This window comes from Cellulomonas fimi, assembly GCF_028583725.1.
Taxonomy (GTDB): Bacteria; Actinomycetota; Actinomycetes; order Actinomycetales; family Cellulomonadaceae; genus Cellulomonas; species Cellulomonas fimi_B.
This window is the reverse complement of record NZ_CP110680.1, coordinates 4,141,086-4,156,285: the sequence shown is the minus strand read 5'-3', so window position 1 is coordinate 4,156,285 and position 15,200 is coordinate 4,141,086. Positions and strand designations below refer to the sequence as shown.

Sequence of the window (15,200 nt, the reverse complement as noted above, 5' to 3'; positions counted from 1 at the left end):
CAGCGATGATCTCGTCATGCTTCGACGAGATCGAGCATCTGTCGACATCGCGCCTGTATGCTCGGCGCCATGCTGATCCGCTTCGCCGCCAGCAACTTCCGGTCGATCGCCGAGCCCGTCGAGCTCTCGATGGTGGCCATCGACCGTGACCGCGAAGCGGCTCACGAGATCGCTGGTCTGGGCGAGAGCCTGTTGACGCGTGCGGCGATCTACGGTCCGAACGCCTCAGGGAAGTCGAACGTGCTCGCCGCTCTGGGCTGGCTTCGCTCGGCCGTCCAGGACTCGATCCGGTTGTGGGACGAGGAGATCCCGTTCGAGCCGTTCGCGTTCGCCGCCTGGCCCAGCGGCACGGCGGAGTTCGTCCTCGACGCCTCGATCGACGGGGTGCGCTTCGAGTACGAGCTCGAGGTCTCGTCCGACAGGGTCGAGCACGAGGCGTTGTTCGAGTACCCGGAGCGCCGACGTCGCCGTGTGTTCGAGCGCCGCGGCCAGGGGCTCGTCCTCGCGCGGGGACTCGGTGCGCTGTCCGGAGCCCGCGAGCTCATCACCCCGCGGTCGCTCGCGCTGTCGACCGCGCGCCGGTTCGACGAGCCGAAGACGGCTCGCTTCGCGCGAGAGCTCCTCGACGCGCAGACGATCATCCCTGGCGCCGTCCCGCTGCGGAATCGCGTCTTCGCGTCCTGGGGTTTCTCGTACGCCTCCACGTCGCGACTGCTGGACCCCCGTGAAGCGCAGGATCCCCTCTTCGGCCCGGACGACCCCGCCGTGAACCGACACCGAGGACGAGAACTGGCACTCGAGCTGCTCAGGATGGCCGACCTCGGGGTCGAGGACGTGAAGGTCGTCAACTTCGAGCACCTGATGCCGGACGGAACGACGATGCCCGACAGGCGACTCCAGCTGGTCCATCGCGGGGACGACGCGCGTGTGCCCTTCGACTTGGAGGTCGAGTCGCAGGGGACACGGACGTGGTTCCGTCTGATCGGACCCGTCGTCCGTGCGCTCGGACAAGGCTCTTTGATCGTGATCGACGAGCTCGACGCCAGCCTGCACCCGACGCTCTCCGCCCAGGTTCTCAGGCTGTTCGGCGAGCGCTCGACGAATCCGCGCGGCGCCCAGCTCGTCTTCAGTGCGCACGACACGCAGCTGCTCGACGAGCTCAACCGCGACGAGGTGTGGCTGACCGAGAAGCTCTCCAGCGGCGCGACTCGTCTGGGGGCACTCTCGGAGTTCGCCGGTGAGCGGGTCCGACGGTCGCAGAATCTCGCCGACGCGTACCTCCACGGACGGTTCGGTGCCGTGCCCGACATCGACCGGACAGGCCTCTTCCGTGCGCTCGGCCTGATCGGATAGTCCGCGTGCGTCGTGGAGCGCGGGCCCGCTCGCTGACCCGCCGCGTCGGGACGAGACCCGAGCGGAAGACGGTCGTCGTCTTCTGCGAGGGCTCGGAGACGGAACCGGCCTACGTGGCGGGCCTGAGGCGACTCCAGGCCGTGCGTGACCGTTCCGCCGTGGTGATCGAGCTGGACCCGCGACACGCCGTCCCGCTGCCGCTCGTGACGGCTGCAGCAGAGAGATCTCGCGATCCGGAGGTCGACGAGGTCTGGTGCATCTTCGACGTCGAGGCGCCCAAGCCGCACCCTCGGCTGGATGAGGCGATCGCGCTCGCGGCGGCCTCCGGCGTCCATGTCGCGCTGTCTCACCCCTGCTTCGAGCTCTGGCTCCTGCTCCACGAGCGTGACCAGACGGCCGCGATGACGACCCGGCAGGCGGTGACGGCAGCGCGCGACCTCGCGGGGGTCTCAGGAAAGACGATCGATGCGGCCGCGTTCCTCGATCGGCGGTTCGCCGCGGCGCGCCGCTCGCGGCTTCTCGACGAGCGACACGCCCGCGACGGGACTTCGCAACCGGCCAACCCGTCGACCTCGGTCCGCGACTTCATCCGGGCCGTCGATCCCGACTACACGGACGAGTGACGCACGCGCCCGGATACGACGGCGGCCGGCACCCGAGGGGTACCGGCCGTGACGCGTGGAGCGGGTGACGGGAATCGAACCCGCGCCATCAGCTTGGGAAGCTGAAGTTCTACCATTGAACTACACCCGCGTGACCGTCCGGTCGGCGACCTCTGCGCTCGTCAGGGGCTCGCAGAGCCCCGAGGGGTCGGTCGCCGTCGTCGGCCCCGACAGCATACCCGGCACCGCGTGCCGCGCGAAGCCACGTGCGAGGCCGGGCGTGAGAAGGTCGGGCGCATGGCTGCCGTGCTCCGCCCGTACCACCCGTCCGACCTGGCGGCGATGTACCGCATCTGCCTGCTCACCGGCGCCGCCGGCGGCGACGCGACGCACCTGTACCGGAACCCCGACCTGCTGGCGCACTTGTACGCCGGCCCGTACCCGGTCGCGGACCCCGGTCTGACGTTCGTCGTGGTCGACGACGAGGGGGTCGTCGGCTACGTCGTCGGGACGGCCGACACGCCCGCGTTCGACGCGTGGCTCGACGCGCACTGGTGGCCGGTGCTGCGCGCGCAGCACCCCGTGGTCGACGACCCGGGCGACGGCACCGAGGACCACGTGCTGGTCCGCCGCATCCACGAGGGGGCCGCCGGCCCCGACGAGCTGTACGACCGGTACCCCGCCCACCTGCACATCGACCTGCTGCCCCGCGCGCAGGGGCAGGGGTGGGGACGTCGGCTGATCGAGGCGCTGGCCGACGCGCTCCGGGCCCGCGGCGTGACCGGCCTGCACCTGGGCGTCGACGCGCGCAACACCGGGGCGATCGCGTTCTACGAGCGCGTCGGGTTCCGTCGCGAGCGCACGCACGACTGGGGCGCGACGCTCGTCCTCGACCTCTGAGGGCGACGTGCCCCCGTCGCGTCCGGGACGAGCGGCCCCCGCCGCGTCCGGGACGAGCGATGCAGGGCGGGCGAGGCGCAGGGCCCGTGCGCCCGTCCCGCCCGTGCGTGACGTCGGGCGACCTTGCGGCGCGTCAGGGACCGGGCGCCCGCCACGCCTCCTGACGCTCGGCGACGTCGCCGAGCACGCGGGTGAAGAGCGTGAAGATGCGGTCGCCGACCGCCTCGCGGTGCCGGTCGGCGATCGTCGCGGCGGTCGTGGCCAGCACGCGGCGCGCGTCGAGGCCGCGCGCGGTGGGGACGACGAGCTTGGCGCGGCGGTCGACGGGGTCGGGCTGCCGCTCGACGTAGCCGAGGGCCTCGAGCTCGTCGACGGACGTCCCGACGACCTGCTTGTGCTGGCCGGTCCGGCGTCCGATCGCGGTGGCCCGGCTCCCGGCGTCGTCGAGCGCCGCGAGGACCGCGCGGTGCGGCGGGCGGAGGTCGGCGTGCCCCGCCGCTGCGAGGTGGTGGGCGGTCTCCTGGTCGATCGCGGCGCGCAGCCGCGCGGCGAGGGCGCCGAGGTCGGCGGGGGCGTCGGTCGACATGGCACGGCCTCTCGTCAGCGAACGTGACGGTCATCAGCGGTGACCGTCAGTGACGGTGACCATATCGCCGCGCCGACGCCGAGCCGCGGACGCGACGACGCCCGGGCGCACCGTCGTGCGACCCGGGCGTCGGCGGCAGATCAGACCGTGACCGTGACCGCGAAGGTCCCCGTGCGCTCCTCGCCCGGCTCCAGCACGAAGATCCCGGTGCCGGGGACGCCCGCCTCGAACAGCGCGACGCCGTCGTTGACGTTCGTCGCGGGCTCGATCGCGAAGTACGCGCGGCCGCGCGGCGCGTAGAACACGAGGTGCTCGTACACCGGGTCGGCCGTGAGCTCGACGAGCACGTCGGGCTGCGCGTACCGGATCGTGATCGGCTTCTCGGTGTCGCGCGCGTTGTAGACGTCGTCGATGAACGCGCCGTCGAGCACCCGCGGCGCGAGGAAGTCGGCGCGCGGTGTCAGCGGGCCGGACGGGCCCGTCGGCATCGGGACGCCCGGGTAGCACGCGTGCGCCGGCACCTGCACGACCGGGTGGCCCAGCGGGCGCGGGGCCACGGCGCCGACGGGGGCGAGCGCACGCTGGAAGTACGGGTGGTGGCCGAAGCCACCCGGGAACGCCTCGACGTCGACGTTGCGGAGCGTGGTCGTCACCTCGAACCGCCCGCCGCGCACCGCGTACGTGATCGTCGACGTGAAGTGCCACGGGAAGTTGATCCCCACGTGCTCACGCGTGTCGATCCCGACCGTGACCGACCCCGGTGTGCGGTCGAGCACGTCCCAGCGGGCGTAGCGGACGGCACCGTGGATCGCGGTGCCGTCCGCGCAGTCGCGCTGCAGCCGGTGCGAACGGCCGTTGAACGTCAGGACGCCGTCGCGGACGCGGTTGGACCACGGGATCATCGGGAAGCTCGCGCACTTCTCGACCACCCCGCGGCCGCCGCGGCTCGTCGGGCGCAGCAGGTCCCGCCACACGCCGTCGGACGTGCGGATGCGGCCCGCCGCCAAGGACGCGCCGGTGCCCGGCAGGACGTCGACCTCCCAGGCGCCGTCCGCGATCGTGACGACCCGCGGGTCGTCCGTCCGCACCTCGGTCGGCGCCGCGTCGAGCAACGTCATGTCCCCGCCCCGTCCCGCGTCGCCGCGCTCAGACCGTGACCGCGACGCGGACGGTCGTGCCGGCAGGGGCGTACGGCACGGTGTTGCCCTCGACGGGGGCGCCGTCGACCGTGAGCGTCCCGCGGGCCCCGGGAGCACCCGAGTTCGTCACCGTGATCTCGTACGTCGCGCCGCGCGCCACGCGGGTCACCGTGTACGACGGGACGTCCGGACCGATCTGCGGGTCCACGACCAGGCCGTCGTAGTCCGGGCGGACGCCCAGCAGGTACTGCGACACCGCGACGAAGTTCCACGCCGCCGTACCCGTCAGCCAGGAGTTCTTCGCCTCGCCGGCGCGCGACGCCTCCTTGCCCGCGATCATCTGCGCGTACACGTACGGCTCGAGCTTGTGCGTGTCGGAGATCTCCTCGCGGTACGCCGGGGTGATCCGCTTGTAGTAGTCGAACGCCTGCGCACCGCGCCCCACGACCGTCTCGGCGATGATCACCCAGGGGTTGTTGTGGCAGAAGATGCCGCCGTTCTCCTTGTAGCCGGGCGGGTACGTCGAGACCTCGCCGAGCTCGATCTGGTACGTCGTGTACGCGGGGTACTGGAGCACCAGGCCGTGCGGGGTGCCGAGCATCTCGTTGACCGAGTCGAGCGCCTTGATCGCCGGGGCGTCCGCGTCCGCCGGGCCGTCGCCCACGCCGATGCCCGCCATGACGGCGAAGCCCTGCGGCTCGATCCAGATCTTGCCCTCGGGCTTCGCGTCCGTGCCGACCGGGTTGCCGTAGTAGTCGTAGGCCCGCAGGAACCACTGGCCGTCCCAGCCGTGGTCGAGCACCGCGGCGCGGACCTCGTCGACGTACTTGCGCGCCTCGGTCGCGACGTCGGCCAGGCCGCGACGCTCCGCGAGGGTCGCGTACTCGGCGCCGTACAGCACGAACTGCGCCGCGATGAACACCGACTCCGCGACGCCGCCCGCCTGGTTCTCGGTCGTCTGGAACGACTCGCCGGGCGTCGTCGAGAAGCAGTTGAGGTTGAGGCAGTCGTTCCAGTCGGCGCGGCCGATGAGCGGCAGGCCGTGCGGGCCGCGGTTCTGGACCGTGAACTGGAACGAGCGCGTGAGGTGCTCGAACAGCGGGACCTCGGAGCCGGGCTCGTTGTCGAACGGCACGGGCTCGTCGAGGATGCCCCAGTCGCCGGACTCCTTGATGTACGCGGCGACGCCGGCGATGAGCCACAGCGGGTCGTCGTTGAAGCCCGAGCCGATGTCGTTGTTCCCGCGCTTCGTCAGCGGCTGGTACTGGTGGTACGCCGAGCCGTCCGCGAACTGCGTCGACGCGATGTCGATGATCCGCTCGCGCGCACGCTCCGGGATCAGGTGCACGAAGCCCAGCAGGTCCTGGTTGGAGTCGCGGAAGCCCATGCCGCGGCCGATGCCCGTCTCGAAGAACGACGCCGAGCGCGACATGTTGAACGTGACCATGCACTGGTACTGGTTCCAGATGTTGACCATCCGGTCGAGCTTCTCGTCCGTGCTCGACACCGAGTACGTCGACAGCAGGTTCGTCCAGTAGGCGTTGAGCGCCTCGAGCGCCGCGTCGACCTGCTCGCTCGTCGCGAACCGGCCCAGCAGCGCGTGCGCGGGTGCCTTGTTGACGACCTGGTGCGCGTCGTCGGCCCACTTCTCCTCGACCGGGTTCTCCAGGTAGCCGAGGACGTAGACGAGCTCGCGGGACTCACCGGGGGCCAGCGTCACCGCGACGGAGTGCGAGCCGATCGGGTACCAGCCGGAGGCGACCGAGTCCGCGGACTTCCCGGCACGCGGCACCGCGGCCTCGCCGAGCGAGTTGTACGCGCCGACGAACGTGTCGCGGTCGGTGTCGAAGCCGTCCGCGCGCGTGTTCACGCCGAACACGGCGTAGTGGTCGCGGCGCTCGCGGTACTCGGTCTTGTGGTAGATCGCCGAGCCGTGCGGGCCATCGTGCTCGACCTCGACCTCGCCGATCGACAGGTTGCGCTGGTAGTTCGTCTGGTCGTCCTGCGCGTTCCACAGGCAGAACTCCACGAACGAGAACAGCGTCGCCGTCTTCGGGGCGTCGGACGTGTTCGTGACGGTGACCTTCTGCACCTCGGCGTTCTCGCCGAGCGGCACGAAGAACAGGGTCTGCACGCGCAGGCCGTTCCGCTCACCCGTGATCTTCGAGTAGCCCAGGCCGTGCCGCGCCTCGAAGCGGTCGAGGTCCGCCTTCACCGGGAGCCACGACGGCGTCCACACGTCGCCGCCGTCGTTGACGTACAGGTAGCGGCCGCCCGCGTCGGCGGGGATGTTGTTGTAGCGGTACCGCGTGAGCCGGCGCATCTTGGCGTCGCGGTAGAACGAGTAGCCGCCCGCCTGGTGCGAGAGCAGCGAGAAGAACTGCTCCGACCCGAGGTAGTTGATCCACGGGTAGGGGGTGTGGGGCGTCGTGATGACGTACTCGCGCGCCGCGTCGTCGAAGTGGCCGAACCGCATGGGGCATTCCTCGGGTGCTCGGAGACGTCCGTGCCCGCCTCCCCGTGGATCCGCGTCGGCGCGGTCCGTCGTCGGGATGTCTGACGCGGCGTCTGGTCGGTGCGAGAGCGCTCCCACGCGCCTCACGGAAGGATGATAGCCGCCACACGCGATATCGAGAACGTCGCACCTCCGCACGTCCGTGCGAGGCGTGTGGATGACACGTGCACACAGCCCCGGACGGGGTGAACCGGACGGGCGTCCGGGCGACTACCGTGGGCCCGTGCTGCTCTCCGACCGTGACATCAGGGCCGAGCTCGAGTCGGGCCGCGTCGGCCTCGAACCGTACGAGCCGGCGATGCTCCAGCCGTCCAGCATCGACGTGCGCCTCGACAGGTTCTTCCGCCTGTTCGACAACCACAAGTACCCGGTGATCGACCCGTCGGTCGACCAGCCCGACCTCACGCGCCTCGTCGAGGTCGAGAACGGCGAGCCGTTCGTGCTGCACCCCGGCGAGTTCGTCCTCGGGTCCACGTACGAGCAGGTCACGCTGCCCGACGACGTCGCCGCGCGGCTCGAGGGCAAGTCGTCGCTCGGCCGGCTCGGGCTCCTCACGCACTCGACCGCCGGGTTCATCGACCCCGGATTCTCCGGGCACGTGACGCTCGAGCTGTCGAACGTCGCGACCCTGCCGATCCTGCTGTGGCCCGGCATGAAGATCGGCCAGCTCTGCTTCTTCCGCCTGACGTCCGCCGCCGAGCAGCCCTACGGCTCCGCCGCGTACGGCTCGCGGTACCAGGGCCAGCGCGGTCCGACCGCGTCGCGGTCCTTCCAGTCGTTCCACCGGACGCAGGTCTGAACCGCATGGCCGACGCGCTGCCCCGGCTCAACGTCGCCGACGCCACGCTCCGCGACCGGCACCTCCTCGGGCTGCCCGAGGGGATCGCCGCCGACGAGGTCGAGGTCCTCGCGATCTCCCGCTTCGCCCAGGCGCACTGGGAGGAGTCGACGCAGGACGTGCCTCAGCAGCGCGGGTTCGTGCGGCCCGTGACCGCCGCGCTCGGCATCCGTGCCGTCACCGCCGTGCCCGTCCGCGCGCTGCGTCTCGCCCGGCTGTCCCGCCTGAGCGGGCCGTTCGCCGTGTCCTCCGAGGACGCCGTCGGCCTCGGGCTGCCCGCGGCGACCACCGTCGTCTACGACCTCGACTGCCCGCGCGAGCGCGGCGAGCGTCCCTACCCCGGCGGCGACCGCGACGGCCTCAAGCGCGCGTTCCCCGACGGGCTCCCCGTCCGCGAGGAGGAGCGCGTCGTGCAGTGGCTCGTCGCGTGCGCGCGGCGGCTCGGCGGCGCCGTCCGGATCGGCGGCTCGGGCGTCGTGCTCACGCCCGACGTCGACGGCGCGATCGACCTGACGCTGCTCACCGACCGGTGGCTCGAGCCCGCCGAGGCGCTCGCCGTCGTGCAGACCGTCGTGCCGCGCGCCCGGCTGTCCGAGCCGACGTCGCGCTGGACCGGGCCCATGGCGGGCGTCGGGCGTGGCTCGACCAGCGGCGCCGGCGGGATCACCGAGGCCGGCGGGTCCGGGCTGCGCGCCGCGCTCGAGCAGCACGGCGTCCACGACGAGGCCGAGCGCGCGCGCCTGATGGCCGAGGCCGCCGCGTTCGACGAGCTCATGATCGCGTCGCCGCCGCCCGCCGAGTCGTACGGCGTCCTCGTCGACCTCGGCGTCGACGGCACCATCTCCGTCGAGGCCGCCGCCGAGACCGAGCTCCCGCCGCTGCTGCGCGACCTGCCGTGGACCGCCGACGGCGTCGTCGCGTACCGCGTGCACTGGGAGCCGCTCCTCGTCGAGGAGCTCGAGATGGAGAAGCCCTCGTTCCCGCACAAGGTCGCGCGCGGGCGCGCCGCCCCGCAGGTGCAGGCCGTCACGCGCGCGCTGCACGCCGTCCTCGGCGGGGAGATCGCCGACGACGCCGACTTCCTCGTCGACCCCGCCGACCTGTGAGCGCTCACGCCGGCTGGACGACCACCGGCAGCCGCGTCGTCTACGAGAACCGCTGGATCCGGGTCCGCGAGGACGACGTCGTCCGGCCCGACGGCGAGCCCGGCGTCTACGGCGTCGTCGAGGTGCGCCACGCGTCGGTGTTCGTCGTCGCGCTGACGGACGACGACCAGGTCGTGCTGGTGTCGCAGCGGCGGTACGCGACCGGCGCCGAGTCGGTCGAGGTGCCCGCGGGCGGGACCGACGGCGAGGACCCGCTGGCCGCCGCGCAGCGCGAGCTCGTCGAGGAGACCGGGCTGGTCGCGTGCGAGTGGACGGCCGTCGGGCGCATGGACGCGCTCAACGGCATCGCGAACGCGCCGGAGCACGTGTTCCTCGCGCGGGGTCTGTCGCGCGTCGCCGACGACGGTCGCGGGCGGGTCGAGGAGGGGATCGACACCGTGCGGACCGTGCCGTTCGCCGACGTCCTGCGCCTCGTCGCGGACGGCACGATCCGGGACGGCGAGTCGGTCGCCGCCCTCGCGTTCGCCGGCATCCACCTGGGCCGCTTCCGCTGAGCCGTGCGTCCCGGGATGCCGGGGCGGCGTCGGGCGCGTAGACACGGCGCATGGGTGTGGTGATCCGGTCCGCCGTCCTCGGGCTCGCCGTCGGCGGGCGAGCCTCTGCAGCGATCCGCGTGCCCGTGGGGGCGGCCACCCGTGGGCGGCACGGCCCCGGTGCGGCGGTCCTGCGCGGGCTCGCGGCGGTCGCGGTGCTGGGCGAGACGGCCGGGGACAAGCTGCCGTCGGCGCCGCCGCGGACGGAGTTCCCGGCCTTCACCGGACGCCTCGTCGGGGGAGCGCTCGGTGCGGTCGCGCTGTCGGTCGTCGAGCGGCGGAGCGTCGGGGCGCACGTCGTCGCGGGGCTCGTCGGGCTGGCTGCGGCGTACGCCGGGTCCTACGCCGGGGTCGCCTGGCGGCGGTGGGCGGCGACGGACGGCCCCGACGCGCTGCGCCCCGACTGGCGGGCGGCGGCGGTCGAGGACGCGCTCGTCCAGACGGTCGCGGGCGGCCTCGTCCGCACGTCGCGCGGCTGACGGGTCAGGGGGTGGCGACCGTGTCCGCCGCGAACTGGGTGCGGTAGAGGTCGGCGTACAGGCCGCCGCGCGCGACGAGCTCGTCGTGCGTGCCGTGCTCGACGACCCGGCCGCGGTCGACGACGACGATCGAGTCGGCGCGGCGGACCGTCGACAGGCGGTGCGCGATGACGAGCGACGTGCGGCCGACGAGGGCCTCGTCGAGTGCGGCCTGCACGGCGGCCTCGGACTCGGAGTCGAGGTGCGCGGTCGCCTCGTCGAGCACGACGACGTCGGGCGCCTTGAGCAGCAGCCGGGCGATCGCGAGCCGCTGCCGCTCGCCGCCGGACAGCCGGTAGCCGCGGTCGCCCACGACGGTGTCGAGCCCGTCGGGCAGGCGCATGACGAGCTCCCAGACGTGCGCCTGCCGCAGCGCGCGCTCGAGGTCGGCGTCGGTCGCGTCGGGGCGCGCGAACCGCAGGTTGCCGGCGATGGTGTCGTGGAAGAGGTGCGCCTCCTGGCTGACCACGCCGACGGTCGCGCGCAGCGAGTCGAGCGTGACGTCGCGCAGGTCGGCACCGGCGATGCGGACGGCGCCGCGCGTCGGGTCGTACATGCGCGTGACGAGCTGGGAGATGGTCGTCTTGCCCGCGCCCGACGGGCCGACGAGCGCGACGAGGTGGCCGGCGGGGACGGTGAACGAGACGTCCGCGAGCGTGTCCTCGGCGGTGTCGGCGCGCAGGGTCGCGACGGACTCCAGCGACGCGAGCGACACCTCGTCGGCCGTGGGGTAGCGGAAGCCGACGGCGTCGAGCTCGACGCTCGCGCCGCGCCGGGCCACGTCGTCGCGCAGGTCGTGCGCGTCGGGCTTGTCGGTCACGGTCGGCTCGAGGTCGAGCACCTCGAGGACGCGCTCGAAGCTCACGAGCGCCGTCATGACGTCGACCTGGACGTTGGACATCGCGGTGAGCGGGCCGTAGAGGCGGCCGAGGTACGACGCGAGCGCGACGACGACGCCGACGGTGAGCTCGCCCTGGATCGCGGCGAGACCGCCGAGCCCGTAGACGATCGCGGTCGCGATCGCGGCGAGCGTGGTGAGGCCGACCCGGAACCACGTGCCGTAGAGCGCGCGCTTGACGCCGATGTCACGGACCCGGGACGCCTGCTCGGCGTACGCGGCGGACTCGCGCTCGGGGTCGCCGAACACCTTGACCAGGTGCGCGCCGGCGACGTTGAACCGCTCCTGCATGGTCTGCGCGGCCTGCGCGTTGAGCTCGTACGACTCGTGCGTGACGGCGGCGATGCGCGGCCCGAACCAGCGGGCGGGCAGGACGAACAGCGGCAGCAGCACGAGCGACAGCAGGGTGAGCCGCCACGACATCGAGAGCATCGCGGCGAGCACGAACACGACCGTGAGCGCGTTGCTCACGACGTTCTGCAGCGTCGACGTGAACGCCTGCTGCGCGCCGAGCACGTCGCCGTTGAGCCGCTGCACGAGCGCGCCGGTGCGGGTGCGGGAGAAGAACGCGAGCGGCATGCGCTGCACGTGGTCGAAGACGGCGGTGCGCAGGTCGAGGATGAGGCCCTCGCCGATGCGGGACGACACCCAGCGGTCGGCGACCGCGAGGCCCGCGGACAGGACGGCGAGCGCGGCGACCGCGACGGCGATGAGGACGACGAGGCGGGTGTCGCCGTTCGTGATGCCGTCGTCGATGAGGTGCTTGAACAGCAGCGGCGGCAGCGCGCCGGCGCCGGCCTCGAGCGTGATGAGGACGAGGAAGACGGCGAGGGCGCGGCGGTGCGGCCGGGCGAAGGTGAGGATGCGGCGCAGCGTGGCGCGCGAGAGACGTCGGCGGCCGACGGACCGGTCGCGGGCGAAGCCGCGCATCTGCGGGTTGCCGCCGCCGCGGCCCATGCCGGTGGGCGCGGGACCGGGGTGGTGGGGGAGAGACATGAGGAGTCTCCCTTCGTGCGGGGGGACGTGCCGGGTGAGCACGCGATGCTGAGGTTAACTCACTATGTCGTAGGTTCACAACCGTTCGCGGGGCGGGTACCGTCACGGCCGTGAGCCCGCACGACGACGCTGCCACCGACCCGGCCCCCGCGCCCGGCGTCGGCGCCGGCGCAGGTGACGAGTCCTCCGAGCTGCTCGACCTGCTGCACCGGCTGCTGCGCGACATCCGCCGGTCGGCGTCGGCGTCGCTCGGGCCGGGCGGCCAGGCACCCGGGCAGGTCCGGATGCTGCGCGTGCTCCAGCACTGCGACGGGCCGCTGCGGCTCGGGCACGTCGCGTCCGCGCTCGACGTCGCGCCCCGGTCCGTCACGTCCAAGGTCGACGCCGCCGAGGCCGACGGGCTGGTCCGGCGGATCGCCGACCCCACCGACCGCCGCGCGACCCTCATCGAGCTCACCGACGCCGGGCGTGCTCTCCTCGCCGACGTGTCCGCCCGGCGGCACGAAGGGGTCGCCGGGCGCCTCGACCGCCTGACCCCCGGCGAGCGCGCCCAGCTCCTCGCGCTCCTGCGCCGTCTGGCCGACGACCCCACCCCCTGACCGCCCTGCCGAGCCCACCCGGCGCCTCGCTCCTGCGTCGCCTGGCGACGACCCACCCGCGGCGAGAACAACATCAGCGCCGCGGAGGGGCTCCCCAGCGGCGCTGATGTTGTTCTCGTCGTGCGTCGTGCGTCGTGCGTGCGGACGGGGTCAGGTCCGGCGGGGCGCCGGGGAGATCACGCGCAGAGGGCCGTGTCGATGACCGCGTCGACGTGCTGCATGGCCGCCGGGTCCGAGACCGACGACGGGAGCGCCGTGACCGCGACGGACGCGGCGCGGCCGTCGGTCGTCACGCCCTCGCGCGTCGAGTAGCCGAAGATGTCGCCGCCGTGCCCCCACGCGACACCGCCGCAGCTCAGCGATGTCTCGGCGATGCCGAGGCCGTACCGCATCGGCCCCCACTCGGCGGGCACGGGCACGGTCTTCTGCATCTCCGCGAGCTCGGCCGGGCCGACCAGGCGGCCGTCGAGGATCGCGGTGTACAGGCGGATCAGGTCGCTCGGCGTGCCGACCGCGTCGCCCGCGCCCCAGGCCGCGCTCGGGTCGAGCACCGTGACGTCGCGCAGCTCCCCGCCGGGGGTGTCGGAGTGGTACCCGTGCGGGTGGCGGCCGCGGATCTCCCGCTCGCCGACCGCCGGGAAGTACGTGCCGCGCAGGCCCGCCTTCTCGACGACCCGCTGCGTCAGGACCTCGTGCAGAGGGCGACCGGTCACCTTCTCGACGAGCAGGCCCGCGATCACGTAGTTGGTGTTGCTGTACGTCCACGAAGCACCGGGGGCGAACGTCGCGGGTCGTGTCATCGCGGCGTCGAGCAGCGCGCGCGGCTGGAGGTAGGTGTCGATCATGGCGTCGACGCTGGACAGCCCGTCGGCGAGCAGCACGTCGAGGTACTCGGGGACGCCGCTCGTGTGCTGCAGGACCTGGCGGACCGTGATGGTGCCGCCGTCGACCCGCTCGGCGCCCGTGCGCCCGTTGTCCACGAGGCCCGGCAGGTACGTGCCGATGGGCGCGTCGAGGTCGATCTTCCCCTCGCCGACGAGCTGCATGACCGCGACGGCGACGAACGTCTTGGTGTTGCTCGCGAACCGGACCTGGCCGTCCGTCGGGACACGCGCGCCGGTCGCGAGGTCGCCGACGCCGGCGACGAGGTGACGCGTGCGGCCGCGCTCGTCACGGACGGACGCGAGCGCGGCGGGGAAGCCGTCCTCCCGGACGAGCGCGTCGATCGCGTGCCGCACCACGTCACGGCCGTGCCCCCCGCGGCCCCGGTCCGTCTGCTCGGGTGCGGGCGCAGGTGCACCGGTCGTGGTCGGTGCTCCGGCCGTCGCCGGGGCGACGAGCGTGCCGCCCACGAGCGCACCCGCGGCGAGGAGCGCGGCCGCGCCGCGGAGGACGCGCCGTCGGTGCCGGGGGCCGGAGCCGGAGGAGGCCGAGGTCCCCTCGGGGACGGGCAGGTCGGGGGTCGCGGGGTGCGTCGGTGCGGTGCTGCGCATGGGACTTCCTTCCGCGGGCGGTCGCCCGGTGTCGGGGGCACGTCCGGCCGGTGCGGGCCGGACGATGCGGACACGTCCACCGTCGCCGCCGCACCCGTACCGGGACCATCCGGTGACCCGACGAGCCGACGGTGGGGACAACCCCCGGTCCGCGAGCCCGGCCCACGGCCCCGCCGCCGGGGTGCGGGGGCCGCGGGGCACGCCTAGCGTCGACGGTCTGCGTGAGGAACCGGCGTGGACCCGCGATGCCCGAGGAGACCGCCGTGACCGACCGACCGATCGACCAGCCCCGCCCGCTCGCCGTCGTGACCGGCGCGTCGAGCGGGATCGGGCTCGAGCTCGCCCAGTGCTTCGCCGACGGCGGGTTCGACCTGCTCCTCACGGCCCTGGAGGCGGACGTCTCCCTGGTCGCCGACCGGCTCGGCGCCGAGGTCGCGACGCGTGCCGTCCAGGCGGACCTGTCGACCGTCGAGGGCGTCGAGATGCTGCTCGCCGAGGTGCGCGCGCTGGGCCGCCCCGTCGACGCGCTCGCGCTCAACGCGGGCACCGCGCAGGGTGGACGGTTCGTCGAGACGCCGCTCGACGGCGAGCTCGAGACGATCCGCCTCAACGTCGAGTCGACCGTGCGGCTCGCGAAGGCGCTCCTGCCCGCGATGGTCGAGCGCGGCGCCGGGCGGGTGCTCGTGACGTCGTCGACCGCCGCGACGCAGCCCGGCCCGTACTACGCGACGTACGCGGCGTCGAAGTCGTTCCTCACGTCGTTCGCCGAGGCGGTGCGGTACGAGCTCAAGGACACGGGCGTCACCGTGACGGTCCTCGCGCCCGGGCCGACCCACACGGACTTCTTCGCGCAGGCCGGCATGGAGGACACGACCGTCGCGGACAGCCCGAAGGACGACCCGGCCGACGTCGCCCGGCAGGGGTACGAGGCGCTCATGAAGGGCAAGGACAAGGTCGAGGTGCACTCGCTCAAGGCCCGCATGCAGACGGCCGCCGCCGCGGTCCTGCCCGACACGGCGAAGGCCGCGATGCACGCGGCGTACACGAAGCCGAAGGACGACTGA

Annotated in this window: 14 protein-coding genes and 1 tRNA gene; 9 read left to right on the top strand and 6 right to left on the bottom strand. The window is 73.3% G+C overall.

Annotated elements, in window-relative coordinates:
* The first annotated feature begins 69 nt into the window (after positions 1-69).
* Both OOT42_RS18795 and OOT42_RS18790 read left to right on the top strand, forming a co-directional pair.
* Entirely contained in the window at positions 70-1,353 is a 1,284-nt protein-coding gene (locus OOT42_RS18795; protein ID WP_273652676.1) for an AAA family ATPase, read from the top strand.
* 5 nt (positions 1,354-1,358) lie between these two features.
* The gene (locus tag OOT42_RS18790) at positions 1,359-1,976 is read left to right on the top strand and encodes an RloB family protein (protein WP_273652675.1); all 618 of its coding nucleotides are present in this window, start codon (positions 1,359-1,361) and stop codon (positions 1,974-1,976) included.
* 56 nt (positions 1,977-2,032) lie between these two features.
* Here the strand turns inward: OOT42_RS18790 and OOT42_RS18785 are convergent.
* A tRNA-Gly gene (locus tag OOT42_RS18785) sits at positions 2,033-2,106 on the bottom strand.
* Between the two features lie 146 nt (positions 2,107-2,252).
* On the opposite strand from OOT42_RS18785, the gene OOT42_RS18780 reads away from it, so the two are divergent.
* Positions 2,253-2,855 carry a GNAT family N-acetyltransferase gene (locus tag OOT42_RS18780; protein ID WP_273652674.1) on the top strand — a complete coding sequence of 201 codons (603 nt, stop codon included), beginning with the start codon at positions 2,253-2,255 and terminating at the stop codon, positions 2,853-2,855.
* Positions 2,856-2,988: 133 nt separating this feature from the next.
* On the opposite strand, the gene OOT42_RS18775 is transcribed toward OOT42_RS18780, so the two are convergent.
* From OOT42_RS18775 to OOT42_RS18765, 3 genes are all read right to left on the bottom strand, one after another.
* Positions 2,989-3,441, bottom strand: a complete 453-nt coding sequence (locus OOT42_RS18775) for a MarR family winged helix-turn-helix transcriptional regulator (protein ID WP_273652673.1) — start codon at positions 3,439-3,441, stop codon at positions 2,989-2,991.
* 140 nt (positions 3,442-3,581) lie between these two features.
* The gene (locus OOT42_RS18770) at positions 3,582-4,559 is read right to left on the bottom strand and encodes an aldose 1-epimerase (protein WP_273652672.1); all 978 of its coding nucleotides are present in this window, start codon (positions 4,557-4,559) and stop codon (positions 3,582-3,584) included.
* 28 nt (positions 4,560-4,587) lie between these two features.
* Positions 4,588-7,056, bottom strand: coding sequence for a GH36-type glycosyl hydrolase domain-containing protein (locus OOT42_RS18765; protein WP_273652671.1), 2,469 nt, complete (start codon positions 7,054-7,056; stop codon positions 4,588-4,590).
* Positions 7,057-7,318: 262 nt separating this feature from the next.
* On the opposite strand from OOT42_RS18765, the gene dcd reads away from it, so the two are divergent.
* The 4 genes from dcd to OOT42_RS18745 are packed head-to-tail and all read left to right on the top strand — an operon-like array spanning position 7,319 to position 10,111.
* On the top strand, positions 7,319-7,894 hold the full coding sequence (gene dcd / locus OOT42_RS18760; RefSeq protein ID WP_273652670.1) for a dCTP deaminase: 576 nt from the start codon (positions 7,319-7,321) through the stop codon (positions 7,892-7,894).
* A 5-nt stretch (positions 7,895-7,899) separates the two neighbouring features.
* Positions 7,900-9,039: a hypothetical protein gene (locus OOT42_RS18755; RefSeq protein WP_273652669.1), complete on the top strand. Its 1,140-nt coding sequence runs from the start codon at positions 7,900-7,902 to the stop codon at positions 9,037-9,039.
* Entirely contained in the window at positions 9,036-9,593 is a 558-nt protein-coding gene (locus OOT42_RS18750) for an NUDIX domain-containing protein (protein WP_273652668.1), read from the top strand. The genes OOT42_RS18755 and OOT42_RS18750 overlap by 4 nt, the downstream gene beginning before the upstream one ends.
* A gap of 50 nt (positions 9,594-9,643) precedes the next feature.
* Entirely contained in the window at positions 9,644-10,111 is a 468-nt protein-coding gene (locus tag OOT42_RS18745) for a hypothetical protein (RefSeq protein WP_273652667.1), read from the top strand.
* A gap of 4 nt (positions 10,112-10,115) precedes the next feature.
* Here the strand turns inward: OOT42_RS18745 and OOT42_RS18740 are convergent, their stop codons facing one another.
* On the bottom strand, positions 10,116-12,044 hold the full coding sequence (locus OOT42_RS18740) for an ABC transporter ATP-binding protein (protein WP_273652666.1): 1,929 nt from the start codon (positions 12,042-12,044) through the stop codon (positions 10,116-10,118).
* Between the two features lie 110 nt (positions 12,045-12,154).
* Here OOT42_RS18740 and OOT42_RS18735 point away from each other — a divergent pair, with 110 nt between their 5' ends.
* The gene (locus OOT42_RS18735) at positions 12,155-12,643 is read left to right on the top strand and encodes a MarR family winged helix-turn-helix transcriptional regulator (RefSeq protein ID WP_273652665.1); all 489 of its coding nucleotides are present in this window, start codon (positions 12,155-12,157) and stop codon (positions 12,641-12,643) included.
* A 176-nt stretch (positions 12,644-12,819) separates the two neighbouring features.
* Here the strand turns inward: OOT42_RS18735 and OOT42_RS18730 are convergent, their stop codons facing one another.
* A complete protein-coding gene (locus OOT42_RS18730) occupies positions 12,820-14,136 on the bottom strand; it encodes a serine hydrolase domain-containing protein (RefSeq protein WP_273652664.1) in 1,317 nt (438 codons plus the stop codon).
* 263 nt (positions 14,137-14,399) lie between these two features.
* Here OOT42_RS18730 and OOT42_RS18725 point away from each other — a divergent pair, with 263 nt between their 5' ends.
* The gene (locus OOT42_RS18725) at positions 14,400-15,200 is read left to right on the top strand and encodes an SDR family NAD(P)-dependent oxidoreductase (RefSeq protein ID WP_273652663.1); all 801 of its coding nucleotides are present in this window, start codon (positions 14,400-14,402) and stop codon (positions 15,198-15,200) included.

What these genes read in the sequence shown, in the direction of transcription:
- OOT42_RS18795 (WP_273652676.1), top strand. Translation starts at nt 70, where the DNA reads ATGCTGATCCGCTTCGCCGCCAGCAACTTCCGGTCGATCGCCGAGCCC.
- OOT42_RS18780 (WP_273652674.1), top strand. Translation starts at nt 2,253, where the DNA reads ATGGCTGCCGTGCTCCGCCCGTACCACCCGTCCGACCTGGCGGCGATG.
- OOT42_RS18775 (WP_273652673.1), bottom strand. Translation starts at nt 3,441, where the DNA reads ATGTCGACCGACGCCCCCGCCGACCTCGGCGCCCTCGCCGCGCGGCTG.
- OOT42_RS18770 (WP_273652672.1), bottom strand. Translation starts at nt 4,559, where the DNA reads ATGACGTTGCTCGACGCGGCGCCGACCGAGGTGCGGACGGACGACCCG.
- OOT42_RS18765 (WP_273652671.1), bottom strand. Translation starts at nt 7,056, where the DNA reads ATGCGGTTCGGCCACTTCGACGACGCGGCGCGCGAGTACGTCATCACG.
- OOT42_RS18755 (WP_273652669.1), top strand. Translation starts at nt 7,900, where the DNA reads ATGGCCGACGCGCTGCCCCGGCTCAACGTCGCCGACGCCACGCTCCGC.
- OOT42_RS18745 (WP_273652667.1), top strand. Translation starts at nt 9,644, where the DNA reads ATGGGTGTGGTGATCCGGTCCGCCGTCCTCGGGCTCGCCGTCGGCGGG.
- OOT42_RS18740 (WP_273652666.1), bottom strand. Translation starts at nt 12,044, where the DNA reads ATGTCTCTCCCCCACCACCCCGGTCCCGCGCCCACCGGCATGGGCCGC.
- OOT42_RS18730 (WP_273652664.1), bottom strand. Translation starts at nt 14,136, where the DNA reads ATGCGCAGCACCGCACCGACGCACCCCGCGACCCCCGACCTGCCCGTC.